9 protein-coding genes are annotated in these 13,145 nt (G+C 45.4%); 7 read left to right on the forward strand and 2 right to left on the reverse strand.

Features of this window, described 5'->3' with window-relative positions:
- The first annotated feature begins 216 nt into the window (after positions 1-216).
- The 7 genes from acnB to R7E38_RS04735 all read left to right on the forward strand — a co-directional run bounded on the left by acnB (position 217) and on the right by R7E38_RS04735 (position 8,988).
- On the forward strand, positions 217-2,814 hold the full coding sequence (acnB, locus tag R7E38_RS04705) for a bifunctional aconitate hydratase 2/2-methylisocitrate dehydratase (protein ID WP_005380009.1): 2,598 nt from the start codon (positions 217-219) through the stop codon (positions 2,812-2,814).
- 99 nt (positions 2,815-2,913) lie between these two features.
- A complete protein-coding gene (locus R7E38_RS04710) occupies positions 2,914-3,282 on the forward strand; it encodes a YacL family protein (RefSeq protein WP_054579081.1) in 369 nt (122 codons plus the stop codon).
- 188 nt (positions 3,283-3,470) lie between these two features.
- Complete coding sequence (locus tag R7E38_RS04715) at positions 3,471-3,809, forward strand: P-II family nitrogen regulator (protein ID WP_005386570.1); 339 nt, start codon at positions 3,471-3,473, stop codon at positions 3,807-3,809.
- 27 nt (positions 3,810-3,836) lie between these two features.
- Positions 3,837-5,066, forward strand: a complete 1,230-nt coding sequence (locus tag R7E38_RS04720; RefSeq protein ID WP_005386568.1) for an ammonium transporter — start codon at positions 3,837-3,839, stop codon at positions 5,064-5,066.
- A 152-nt stretch (positions 5,067-5,218) separates the two neighbouring features.
- On the forward strand, positions 5,219-6,232 hold the full coding sequence (locus R7E38_RS04725; protein WP_005386566.1) for a Fe(3+) ABC transporter substrate-binding protein: 1,014 nt from the start codon (positions 5,219-5,221) through the stop codon (positions 6,230-6,232).
- A gap of 99 nt (positions 6,233-6,331) precedes the next feature.
- Entirely contained in the window at positions 6,332-7,957 is a 1,626-nt protein-coding gene (locus tag R7E38_RS04730) for an ABC transporter permease (RefSeq protein ID WP_025768193.1), read from the forward strand.
- Positions 7,957-8,988 carry an ABC transporter ATP-binding protein gene (locus tag R7E38_RS04735; RefSeq protein WP_005380055.1) on the forward strand — a complete coding sequence of 344 codons (1,032 nt, stop codon included), beginning with the start codon at positions 7,957-7,959 and terminating at the stop codon, positions 8,986-8,988. Before R7E38_RS04730 ends, R7E38_RS04735 begins: the two co-directional genes overlap by 1 nt.
- A gap of 157 nt (positions 8,989-9,145) precedes the next feature.
- Here R7E38_RS04735 and R7E38_RS04740 read toward each other — a convergent pair whose 3' ends face one another.
- Positions 9,146-10,558 (reverse strand): phosphoglucomutase/phosphomannomutase family protein, encoded by a 1,413-nt coding sequence (locus R7E38_RS04740; RefSeq protein WP_005380053.1) that lies wholly within the window; start codon positions 10,556-10,558, stop codon positions 9,146-9,148.
- Between the two features lie 125 nt (positions 10,559-10,683).
- Complete coding sequence (locus R7E38_RS04745; protein WP_005380050.1) at positions 10,684-13,092, reverse strand: GH36-type glycosyl hydrolase domain-containing protein; 2,409 nt, start codon at positions 13,090-13,092, stop codon at positions 10,684-10,686.
- Positions 13,093-13,145 lie beyond the last annotated feature (53 nt).

Here is a 13,145-nt window from a genome sequence, read left to right on the forward strand (position 1 = left end):
TTAGTCGTAAGTTGCTATGTTGGTCAAAATGATAAGATTTTAATTTAAGGTTAAATTTGCTATTATTTTGCCCACAGTTTGGCCTCTACGGCGCTGTTTCTCAATCATAATTGAATGAAAACAAGGGCAATGGAGAGCCAAGTTTCCAAGGATGTTCACTCCTTTACTTTAACAATAGTAATAATAGAGGAGGAACCGCAATGAGAGGAAAAAGTCGTGCTTGAAGCCTACCGTAAACACGTCGAAGAGCGTGCTGCTGAAGGAGTTGTTCCTAAACCGCTAGACGCAGAACAAGTTGCTGGACTTGTAGAACTTCTGAAAAATCCCCCACAAGGTGAAGAAGAAGTCATTCTTGACCTACTTGAAAACCGTATCCCTCCAGGTGTTGATGAAGCTGCTTATGTAAAAGCGGGTTTCCTAACAGCAGTAGCAAAAGGTGAAGTTAAATCACCATTAGTGAGTCGTGAAAAAGCGGCTGAACTGCTAGGCACTATGCAAGGTGGTTACAACATCGAACCGCTAGTTGAGCTATTGGATGATGAAGCACTGGCAGAGATCGCAGTAAAAGCGCTGTCTCATACGCTGCTGATGTTTGATGCTTTCTATGACGTAGAAGAGAAAGCGAAAGCTGGCAATGCGCATGCACAGAAAGTACTTCAATCATGGGCTGATGCTGAGTGGTTCCTTTCTAAGCCTAAGCTTGAAGAAAAAGTCACTCTAACCGTATTTAAAGTAACAGGTGAAACGAACACGGATGACCTTTCACCTGCACCTGACGCTTGGTCTCGCCCTGATATTCCAGTACACGCACTGGCGATGCTTAAAAACGAGCGTGAAGGAATAAACCCTGATCAACCGGGTACTATTGGCCCGATCAAGCAAATTGAAGAGTTAAAAGACAAAGGTCATCAATTGGTTTACGTTGGTGATGTTGTTGGTACTGGCTCTTCACGTAAATCGGCAACAAACTCAGTGCTTTGGTTTATGGGTGATGATATCCCTTACGTTCCAAACAAACGAGCTGGTGGGTATGTGCTTGGTGGCAAAATTGCCCCTATCTTCTTTAACACAATGGAAGATGCTGGCGCACTACCAATCGAAGTTGACGTAACTAAGCTCAACATGGGCGATGTTATCGATGTTTACCCATATGAAGGTAAAGTTTGCAACCACGAAACTGGTGAGGTTCTAGCTGAGTTCTCGCTAAAAACAGAAGTACTGATTGATGAAGTTCGTGCTGGTGGTCGTATCCCATTGATCATCGGTCGTGGTTTGACAGACAAAGCGCGTCAATCGCTAGGTCTTGAGCCTTCGGATGTATTCCGTAAACCTGGTGAAATCGCAGATTCTGGCAAGGGTTACACGCTTGCACAGAAAATGGTTGGTAAAGCATGTGGCGTAGAAGGCATCCGTCCTGGAACCTACTGTGAGCCGAAGATGACGACAGTAGGCTCGCAAGATACTACTGGCCCTATGACTCGTGATGAACTTAAAGACTTGGCGTGTCTCGGCTTCTCTGCTGATCTTGTCATGCAGTCTTTCTGTCACACATCGGCTTATCCAAAACCAGTAGACGTTAACACTCACCATACACTTCCGGACTTTATTATGAACCGCGGTGGTGTATCTCTTCGTCCTGGTGACGGTATTATCCACTCATGGCTGAACCGTATGCTACTACCGGATACTGTCGGTACGGGTGGTGACTCACATACTCGTTTCCCTCTGGGTATTTCATTCCCAGCTGGCTCGGGCTTGGTTGCCTTTGCAGCTGCGACAGGCGTTATGCCGCTAGACATGCCAGAGTCAATCTTGGTTCGTTTTAAAGGTGAAATGCAACCGGGTATTACACTGCGTGATCTTGTTCATGCCATCCCTTACTACGCGATTCAGCAAGGGCTACTAACGGTAGAAAAAGCGGGCAAGATCAACGAATTTTCTGGCCGTATCCTTGAGATTGAAGGCTTAGAAACGCTAACGGTTGAGCAAGCATTTGAGCTTTCTGATGCATCTGCAGAGCGTTCGGCGGCAGGTTGTACTGTGAAATTGTCTCAAGAGTCGATCGAAGAGTACTTAAACTCTAACATCGTGATGCTGAAGTGGATGATCTCTGAAGGTTACGGTGATCGCCGTACTATCGAGCGCCGCATTACTGCAATGCAAGAGTGGCTAGCAAACCCTGAGCTGATGCAAGCAGATAAAGACGCTGAATACGCACATGTGATTGAAATCGATATGGCTGAAATCAATGAGCCAGTACTATGTGCACCGAATGATCCAGATGACGCTCGTTTGTTGTCTGAAGTACAAGGCACAGCGATTGATGAAGTGTTCATCGGTTCTTGTATGACGAACATCGGTCACTTCCGCGCAGCAGGTAAATTGCTTGATAAGTTCAATGGCCAGTTAGCAACGCGCCTTTGGGTAGCGCCACCAACAAAAATGGATAAAGACCAACTGATTGAAGAAGGCTACTACGGTATCTTCGGACGTGCAGGGGTGCGTATTGAAACGCCAGGGTGTTCACTTTGTATGGGTAACCAAGCGCGTGTTGCAGATAAATCAACAGTAATGTCGACTTCAACGCGTAACTTCCCGAACCGTCTGGGTACTGGTGCGAATGTTTACCTGTCGTCAGCTGAGCTAGCTGCAGTAGGTGCAATTCTAGGTAAGATTCCAACCAAAGAAGAATACCTAGAATACGCGAAGCAAATCGACGCTACGGCAACGGATACGTACCGCTACTTGAACTTCCATAAAATGGATCAATACACCAAGAAAGCGGACGAAGTGATCTTCCAAGAACCGGCATAATCAGAAATGCACAATTCAAAAGCACCTCACATGAGGTGCTTTTTTTATGGGAGCAATTCGCTATACTCGCACCAAATTGATACGAAAGAGGCAATCTCGGTGGAATTTGAATTCATTCGTAACACGTTGATGGGCGAGTACTACGTAAAATGTAGCATGGGACATGAGATTGTAGGGCGCTGGTTGCAAGAAGAAATTGGCAAAGATCCGATGAAGATTGCACAGGTTGAAAAGCTAATTGAGCGGTCATTTTTAGCGCCTTCTCAGGAGCATAACCTAACAGGCACGGAAATTAGCTTGATGATTCAGGGCGACGAAGTTCTTGTACAAGAAAACGCATTAGCCCATGAATATGATGTCGAGATGGAAAGTGAGTTCGACTTCTACAATGCAGAAAGTACAGCAAGTTGTGGGATAGAGGATTTCATGGCACTTATCGAACAGTGGAAAGACTTTTTGAACATTTAATGCACAGTTTTGGGTAACTTCTCTGCCGTTGCTTTAAATTTGTGAAAAGGGCGCACCGATATGGTGCGCCCTTTTTGTTTATAGATATGTAAATTGAGGTTAGTTTTTATTATTCAATAACTTAAAAACTTGGCACGTAGATTGGATTATAAGAAGTGTTTCAGGATGAAAGCTTCGGAGATAACTCAATGAAAATAATCAATGCCATTATTAAGCCGTTTAAATTAGACGATGTACGAGAAGCATTGGCTGATGTCGGTATCGAAGGGATGACAGTATCAGAAGTTAAAGGGTTCGGTCGTCAAAAAGGTCACACGGAATTGTATCGCGGTGCAGAGTATCAAGTCGATTTTCTACCAAAGGTGAAAATTGAAATCGCGACTCACGCAGACAATGTAGATCGCGTTGTTGAAGCAATTACAAAAGCTGCGCAAACCGGAAAAATCGGCGACGGTAAAATTTTTGTTTACGATCTGAACCAAGCGGTGCGTATCCGAACTGGCGAAATGGACGCAGAAGCACTTTAAGAATTCAAAGGATTGGAGATACTTATTATGGAATTAACAACAACAGTAACCGAGTTACGTTACGCACTTGACACCTTTTTCTTCCTCATTTCCGGTGCGTTGGTAATGTGGATGGCAGCAGGCTTTGCGATGCTAGAGGCTGGCCTTGTGCGCTCTAAAAACACAACAGAAATTCTTACGAAGAACATCTGTTTGTACGCCATCGCATGCACGATGTTTCTGATTGTCGGTTATAACATCATGTATGTCGATAATGGAGAAGGAGGCTGGTTACCTTCATTTGGTACGCTAATTGGTACTCAAGGTGAAGGGGCCGACCACTCTTTAGAGTCTGACTTCTTCTTCCAAGTTGTCTTCGTTGCAACTGCTATGTCCGTCGTTTCTGGTGCGGTAGCTGAGCGCATGAAGCTTTGGTCTTTCTTGATTTTCTCTGCGATTTTAACTGCGTTTATCTATCCAATGGAAGGTTACTGGACATGGGGTGGAGGCTTCCTAGCAGAAGCTGGATTTAGTGACTTTGCGGGGTCTGGTATCGTACATATGGCAGGTGCTTCTGCTGCTCTTGCTGGTGTGTTACTGCTTGGCGCGCGTAAGGGTAAGTACGGTAAAAATGGTGAAATCTATCCGATTCCAGGTTCTAACATGCCTTTGGCAACGTTGGGTACTTTTATCCTTTGGTTTGGCTGGTTTGGATTTAACGGTGGTTCTCAGTTGATGGTTTCAGATTTTGAGAATGCTACAGCGGTAGGTCAGATCTTTCTAAACACTAACGCAGCAGCGGCTGCTGGTGCAATTGCGGCGCTATTCGTTTGTAAAACTACTTGGGGTAAAGCCGATTTAACGATGATCCTCAATGGCGCGCTAGCTGGCTTGGTTGCCATCACTGCAGACCCTCTATCGCCATCACCACTGTACGCGGTTGCGATTGGTGCGGTGTCGGGTGCACTAGTAGTATTCAGTATCATTGCTCTAGATAAACTTAAAATTGACGATCCAGTAGGTGCTATCTCAGTTCACGGTGTGTGTGGTTTCTTCGGCCTAATGGTAGTGCCACTGAGCAACGGTGATGCAACGTTTGGTGCACAGCTTTTAGGTGCCGTAGTTATCTTTGCTTGGGTATTTGGTGCTAGCCTAGTTGTGTGGGCAATCTTGAAAGCGACCGTTGGGATTCGCGTTACAGAAGATGAAGAAATGGAAGGTATGGACATGCATGATTGTGGTGTTGGTGCTTACCCAGAGTTTGTTACGGTGAAATAATCATTAGCTTGTAATAAATGGTTACACACTTAACACAATAAAACCTGCTCCGATGAGCAGGTTTTTTAATATTCGTCATTGTCTTCTTATTGAACATACATATAATAACGCAACTGATAAACGTTATCATTAGCATGGTAAAGGATTAAACAATGAAAAAACTGCTAACTCTTTCAGCACTAACTTGCGCTACTCTAGCTCCAACAGCAATGGCTGCTGAAGAAGTGAACGTCTACTCTTACCGTCAACCTTTCCTAGTTGAACCTATGTTCAATGAGTTCACTAAAGAAACTGGTATCAAAGTAAACGTAAAATTTGCTAAAAAAGGCTTAGCAGAAAAGCTAGCTCAAGAAGGTGAGTACAGCCCTGCTGACGTTATTCTTACGACAGACATCAGCCGTCTAGCTGAACTGACAAACAAAGGTTTAGTTCAGAAAGTCGATAGCAAAATCATTGAAGAAAACGTACCTGCTCAATACCAAGATAAAGAGAATGAGTGGTTTGCTCTAACTCTACGTTCTCGTAGCGTTTATTCATCACGTGATCGCGTAGGTAAACTAGGCGCAGATTTCAACTACGCAGACTTAGCTAAGCCAGAGTTCAAAGGTAAAATTTGTACTCGTAGCGGTAAGCACCCGTACAACGTTTCTCTAGTTTCAGCAATGATTGCTCACAATGGCGAAGCAGAAACCAAAGAGTGGTTAGAAGGCGTGAAAGCAAACCTTGCTCGCAAACCACAAGGCAACGATCGTGCACAAGTTAAAGCGATCAAAGAAGGCCTATGTGATGTTTCTCTAGGTAACAGCTACTACCTAGGTAAAATGGTTAACGACAAAGAGCAAAAAGCTTGGGCTGATGCAGTTTACATCAACTTCCCTAACCAAGAGACTACAGGCACTCACGTGAATATCTCTGGTATGGCGATGGCTAAGTACTCTCCAAACAAAGACAATGCTGTGAAGCTAATGGAATTCCTAACGGGTGACAAAGCGCAGCAAATGTACGCAGAAGTTAACTACGAGTACCCAGTTAAAGAAGGCGTGAAGCGTTCTGAGCTTGTGGAATCTTGGGGTGACTTTAAAGCAGACAAGCTTTCTCTAGACGATATTGCAGCCAACCACGAAGCGGCAATTAAGCTATTAGATGAAGTGAAATTTGACCTTTAATTCCTTGTGGGGGTATAACAGTACCCCCATTTGATTAAAGGATATGAGATGTATTTGCAACAGCATTTGTATTTCATACAGCCTTGCAGTAATTAGGCGATGAAAGATAAACACTCTTTATGGAAAACCAGTAGTGGGGTAATAACTCTGCTACTGGTTTTGCCGATCTTAGCGATCTTCTACACCGCAATTGGTGAAACGGATGATTTGTTTGCTCATTTAATGGCAACGGTCATGCCGACTTATATTTTTAACACGGTTGCGCTAACTGTTGGCGTAATGGTGCTGTCCTTAATTCTTGGTATTCCAAGCGCTTGGATAATGGCCATGTGTAAACTGCCGACCGAAAAATGGTTGCAGTGGGCATTGGTGCTACCTCTTGCAATGCCAGGTTATATCATTGGTTATATTTTTACTGATTGGTTTGATTTTGCAGGCCCGATTCAGATCTTTTTGCGTGATGTAACCGGATGGGGACCTGGCGAGTATTGGTTCCCTGACATTCGTACGTTGCCTGGTGCGACCTTTGTGTTGGCTTTGGTGTTGTATCCTTACGTGTATTTATTGTGCCGGGCTGCGTTTATGGAGCAAAATGTCTCTTTATTGCAAAGCGCGCGTTTGCTCAAGTGCTCTCCATGGGAAAGCTTTTGGCGCATCTCGATGCCGTTAGTAAGACCCTCTATCGCAGTAGGTTTATCATTGGTCGCAATGGAGACCATCGGTGACTTTGGTACGGTAAGTTACTTCGCGGTGAATACGTTAACCACAGCGGTCTACGATACTTGGTTGGGGTACTCTAATCTTAATGCGGCAGCCAAGATTTCTGCCATGATGCTCGTCATTGTAGTACTGCTTCTTAGTGCCGAACGATACAGCCGCCGTAAACAAAAGCTTTTTCAAAGCCAATTTAACAGTCACGAAGATTTTCGTTACGAGTTGACGGGCTGGAAAAAGTGGACCGCACTGGTTTGGTGTTGGGGCTTGGTTTCAGTCGCTTTTATTTTGCCGCTACTACAGCTGATTGATTATGCGATCACTTATTTTGCGCAGAGTTGGACCTCAGAGTTTCGTGAATACGCATGGAATAGCTTAGTTGTGTCTGTTATTGCTGCGATTATTGGTGTTGCTGTCGCACTGATCGTTAACTTTACCCATCGAGTCAGTGGTAAACGAGAAAGCTTGGCATTTATGCGTCTTTCTTCTATGGGCTATGCAGTACCAGGAACGGTACTAGCCATCGGTGTGATGGTCGCTGTGCTGTTTATGGATCATCGTGTCAACGATGTTGCTAAAGCCATGGAGTGGGGAAGGCCGGGACTTATCTTTTCTGGTTCCATGTTCGCACTAGTATTTGCCATGGTTGTGCGCTTTTCCGCGGTAGCGATTGGTAGTATCGAAAGTAATTTAAATAAAATTTCTCCGTCGTTAGATATGGCATCGCGCACTATGGGTTGTAAGCCCAATGCCATGCTGTGGCGCGTGCACTTTCCGCTGGTTAAGCGCGGTGCACTGATTGCGGCTTTATTAGTGTTTATCGAGTCGATGAAAGAGCTTAATGCGGCTTTGTTACTTCGTCCGTTTAACTTTGAAACACTAGCCACATACGTTTATAACTTCGCCTCGGATGAGCATTTAGAATTGGCCGCTTTGCCAGCGGTTCTGTTGGTTCTTGTTGGGTTGATCCCGCTTGTTGTTGTTAACCGTTCACTGGAGCAAAATCACTGATGAGCTGTGCATTATCAATTAAAAACCTAACGTGCCAATATGACGATCAAACTGTACTCGAATCATTGTCTCTTGAGGTAGAACAAGGGCAGATTGTCTGTTTGCTAGGAGCCAGTGGCTGTGGGAAAACAACACTATTAAAGGCCGTTGCGGGATTATTGCCGTTAACGTCAGGCGAAATGAGTCTAAATTGCGTCACAATTGATGATGGGGAAAACTGGTTGCCGCCAGAACAGCGTAATATCGGGATGATTTTCCAAGATTACGCACTTTTTCCTCACTTGACGGTGGAGCAAAACATTGCCTTTGGCTTAAAGCAGTGCTCGACAAAAGAGAAAAATGCCAAAGTTCAAGAGATGTTAGAACTCGTGCATCTTCAAGGTTATGGCGATCGTTATCCTCATCAATTGTCTGGTGGACAGCAGCAGCGTGTTGCGATTGCTCGCTCATTAGCTTACAGCCCAGACTTATTGTTACTTGATGAACCGTTTTCTAATATTGATACGCAAGTTCGCCATGAGTTGATAAGTGAGATCCGTAAGATTTTTAAGGCCCAAGGTGTGACTGCCATTTTTGTTACGCATAGCCGTGAAGAGGCTTTTGCTTTCGCCGATAAAATGGCAGTGATGAACAATGGAGTCATCGAGCAATATGGCACAGCATCTGAGCTTTACTACCAGCCTTCAAGTAAATTTGTCGCTGATTTCTTAGGTGGTGGCAGTTACCTTGCTGCTAAACGGGTTTCGAATTCAGAATATGAAACCCACTTGGGCGTGGTTGAAGCCACGGCTCAACAAGATATTCCAGTACAGGCGGAGTGCTCTTTACTGCTAAGACCGCAGCATGTGCAAATTCAATCCGATGAAGATAGTTCGGTAACCGTATTGGAACAGCATTTTATGGGTGATCACTGCCGTTATGTGATTAACGCGAATGGTGACCGTTTGTTAGCTACAGCTTCGCAAGCATTAAATATAGGTGAGTCCGTCGCGGTGAAAATTGAAACGCAAGGCGTCCTGGCATTTGCTTAACGCTCCTGAGTATCTTTTCTATCTCGTTTACGACTTCCCAACATACAATAAAAAAGCCCGGCTGTGGAGCCGGGCAAGTGCTCTTCTCCTGTTGATGAGCGCCTTTTCAGACAGCGTTGACTCTCATCATAGTGCTCGAAGCGGGCACAAGGTTCAGTTATAAAGACAAGAAGTCTTTAAACTGTTGAAGAACACGTTCCGCAGTGTCCTTATCTTGCATCTCTGCAAAAATTCGTAGCAGTGGCTCAGTGCCAGAGAAGCGAGCGATGATCCAACCGCCGTTCTTGAAGTAGACTTTCGCACCATCTTCATAGCTGACTTTTTCGATTTCAAACTCGAACTCAGGCAACTGCTTTTCAACATAAATCTTGTTGAACAGTACGTCTTTTTGCGCTGGTTTGAACTTGCAATCGCCTTCTGCCATGTAGGCATAGCCGTACTTGCCGTAGATTTCATCCAGCAACTCAGACAGCTTCTTGCCGGTTACTGAAATCATTTCTACCAATAGGCTTGATGCGAATACGCCGTCTTTACCTTTGATGTGGCCGCGAATGGTTAGGCCACCAGAGCTTTCCCCGCCAATCAGTGAGTCATCCGCTTCCATTTGGGAGCTGATGTGCTTAAAGCCTACAGGAACCTCAAAGCATTTCTCGCCATGATCTTCGGCGACTTTATCGAGAAGGTGGGTGGTTGCGATGTTACGTACCACGGAGCCTTTCCAGCCTTTGTATTCAAGTAGGTAGTAGTAAAGCAGCAGTAGCACTTCATTTGGATGAATGAAGTTACCTTTTTCGTCGATAATACCAAGACGGTCCGCATCGCCATCAGTACCGATGCCAATATCGTAACCTTGCTCTTTCACTAGGTGCATCAAACGGTAGAGTGTTGCAGCGCTTGGCGAAGGCATTAACCCACCGAAGTCTGGGTTTTTGCCATCGTTAATCACATCAACGTCACAGCGGCCGTTGATTAATACGGTTTGCAGTGCGTTTTTCGCGACACCAAACATTGGGTCGATCAAAACACGTAAATTCGCCTTCTTGATCGCTCCGATGTCGATAAAGTCGATGATTGAGTCAACGAATTCGTTCATCGGATTGATGATTTCAATCAGCTTATCTTCAACCGCTTGTTCAAAGTCGACGCTTTTTACATCTTGCGCAGTGAGCGCGTCTATTTGTGATTCGATTTTTTGGGTGATGATTTCATCTGCGTCACGACCACCTTCAATGAAGACTTTAATGCCGTTGTAATCGGCAGGGTTGTGTGATGCGGTAATACATGCCGAGTATGCGCAGCCCATTTCTTTCGCTTTAAACATTACGATAGGTGTTGGGACAAATTTGTCGATAAAGCTAACCATAATGCCGTTTGCTGCTAGAACTTCAGCGAACCAACGACCTGCTTTATCGGAAAGAAAACGACGGTCATAGCCAATCACAAAACCGCGATCAGCAACCGATTCGTTATTCGTGATGTTTGCAACTGCTTGGGCAACCAAGCGTACGTTATCTTTGGTGAACTCCTCACCAATAAATGCACGCCAACCGCCTGTACCAAATTTGATCATGATTCGATCCTCGATAAGAGCGGCATCCCACCGCGTCTTAAATCTTTGCTAGCGAACCGATGCACTTGTAAAACATAAATGCACCGGATAAATCAAAAGGGGAGAAGGACTCCCCCAAAAGATGATTAACCTAGAGTAACGATAACTTCGTTTACTGAACCTTCCGCTTGAACTGGTACAGATGCACCATTTACAGCTTCACCGTTCACGGTAATCGACTTAACGCCTTTGCTTACTGAGTCTGGGTTAACGACTTTGATGTTGTACGTTGCTCCTAGCCATTGGCGAGTCACTTCGAAGCCAGGCCAGTTCGTTGGGATACATGGATCGATAGTTAGGCCATCGAAGCCTGTACGCACACCAAGAATAAAGTTGGTAACAGCGAAGTAAGCCCAGCCTGACGTACCTGTTAACCATGGGTGGTTTGCACGACCGTGGTCTTGGTGGTCACGACCCATGATGAACTGAACGTATGAGTATGGTTCTGCAATACGTTTTTCGATGATGTCGTTCTGGTTGTATGGGTTTAGCGCATCGTAGAACTTCATTGCACGATCACCACGACCCAGTTTCGCTTCAGCTACCCAAGCCCATGGGTTTGGATGCGAGAATATCGCACCGTTCTCTTTTACGCCTTGGTAAACACGAGTTACGAAGCCGATATCATCATTCGGTGTTGCAAAAGATGGTGAGTTTAGGTGGAGGCCGTATTCAGAGAATAGGTTCTCATCGACAGCGTCCATCGCTTTTTCTCCGCGCTCTTGAGATACCGCACCAGAAAGTACCGCAAGTGTGTTTGACTCTAGGTGTACACGACCTTCTTTTTGTTGCGCTGTACCGATCTTTTCGCCGTTTTTCGTTAGACCACGGATATACCAGCCGCCTTCTTCGTCCCAAAGGTGTGTTTCACACGCTTCACGCACGTTTGCTGCCATCTCGGTGTATTTTTCAACGTCGGCTTCCTTACCTAGGTATTTCGCTAGGTCGATGAACTCCTGCAGTGCCCAGAAATGTAGGAACGACACCATTGAAGATTCGCCGCCACCTAGGTTCAGACAGTCGTTCCAGTCTGCACGCAGACCTTTACAGATACCGGTTTGACCTACGTATTCAGCCGAGAAGTCTAGCGCGGCTTTCATGTGGTCATAAACCGTTGCATCGCCACCGTCGGCGTAAGGGATCACTTCGTCGAAGAAGCTGTGCTCACCGGTTTCCATCACGTACTTACAGATGGTTGGAACTAGCCATAGGTGATCATCAGAACAGGTGTCTTCGATGCCGTGAATTTTGTCTTCATCAGAAGGTGTTGGAACTACGGTTGGAGATTTAGATGGTTTAACATCCGCTTTTTCTGGATCAAACCAATCTGGATCGAATAGGTGTAGACCGTAGCCCGCTTTTACTTGGCCGCGCAGTAGGTCAACGATACGTTTGCGCGTCATTGCTGGGTTAGCGTGAGGAACTGAGATTGCATCTTGCGCTGTATCGCGGTAACCAAGACCAGTACGGCCTCCCACCTCGATGAATGAAGCAAAGCGAGACCACACCACACACGTTTCCGCTTGGTATAACGTCCAAGCGTTGATCATGGTATCTAGACCTTCGTTTGGTGATTTCACTTGGAACTTGCCACAACGCTCATCCCAGTGTGCTTTGATACCCGCAAATGCGTTGTCGACTTCTGCAAGGTCTTGGTACTTAGCACGCAGACGCTCTCCGTTGCCTTTACCGATACCGAGAATGTAAGCAAAGCGAACTTCTTCACCCGGCTGAATAGTAAATTGCTTATGCAAAGAGCCACAGTGGTTGTAACAAGTTTGCGCTGTATTGAAACACTTACCTTGTTCTACCGCTAACGGGTTTGCTTCGTCACGGTATAGGCCTAGGAAGCTGTCACGTTGGCCGTCGTATGAATCTGGGGCAAATGTTGAAGCTAGGTAGTAGAAGCCTTCGAAATCGTTGGTGTTGTAGTACAGGTCGTACTCGATCACGCCTTCGTTGTAAGCCGTACCTGCCGAGTACAGAGACATCTGATGGTTTTGGTTATCAGATTGAATGTGGCTGAATGAGAACTCAACAAATGAGAATGCACTGATCGTACGTGGTTTGTCAGAGGTGTTTTTAATCACTACATCCCAGATTTCAGCGTCTTCGCCTTTTGGCACGAACAGAGTTTTTGTTGCGGTAATACCGCTGTATTCACATTTGAACTTAGAGTAAGACAAGCCGTGACGAACTTCGTAGTTTGCTTCGTCTAGGCTCTTCGCAACTGGTTGCCAAGAGATTGACCAGTAATCACCTGTCTCATCATCACGCAAGTAAACGTAGTGTCCTGGGCGATCGAATGTCGCATTTGGACGGAATTTAGTAACACGGTTGTATTCTGGAGAGTTGTAGAACGAGTAGCCACCCGCGTTGTGCGAGATAACCGTACAGAACTTCTCAGTACCTAGGTAGTTGGTCCATGGTGCTGGTACGTCAGGGCGAGTGATGACGTATTCGCGATTCTCGTTATCGAAATAGCCGTATTTCATTTGTGTCTTTCCTTTTTACGAAGCTGCATCAGCAGCCAAAATTTAAAAACTCT

The sequence above is a fragment of the Vibrio sp. Vb2131 genome, from assembly GCF_033338535.1.
Classification (GTDB): Bacteria; Pseudomonadota; Gammaproteobacteria; order Enterobacterales; family Vibrionaceae; genus Vibrio; species Vibrio alginolyticus.

Coding starts and splice junctions, on each gene's coding strand:
- R7E38_RS04715 (WP_005386570.1), top strand. CDS start 3,471: ATGAAAATAATCAATGCCATTATTAAGCCGTTTAAATTAGACGATGTA.
- R7E38_RS04745 (WP_005380050.1), bottom strand. CDS start 13,092: ATGAAATACGGCTATTTCGATAACGAGAATCGCGAATACGTCATCACT.
- R7E38_RS04720 (WP_005386568.1), top strand. CDS start 3,837: ATGGAATTAACAACAACAGTAACCGAGTTACGTTACGCACTTGACACC.
- R7E38_RS04735 (WP_005380055.1), top strand. CDS start 7,957: ATGAGCTGTGCATTATCAATTAAAAACCTAACGTGCCAATATGACGAT.
- R7E38_RS04725 (WP_005386566.1), top strand. CDS start 5,219: ATGAAAAAACTGCTAACTCTTTCAGCACTAACTTGCGCTACTCTAGCT.
- R7E38_RS04740 (WP_005380053.1), bottom strand. CDS start 10,558: ATGATCAAATTTGGTACAGGCGGTTGGCGTGCATTTATTGGTGAGGAG.
- R7E38_RS04730 (WP_025768193.1), top strand. CDS start 6,332: ATGAAAGATAAACACTCTTTATGGAAAACCAGTAGTGGGGTAATAACT.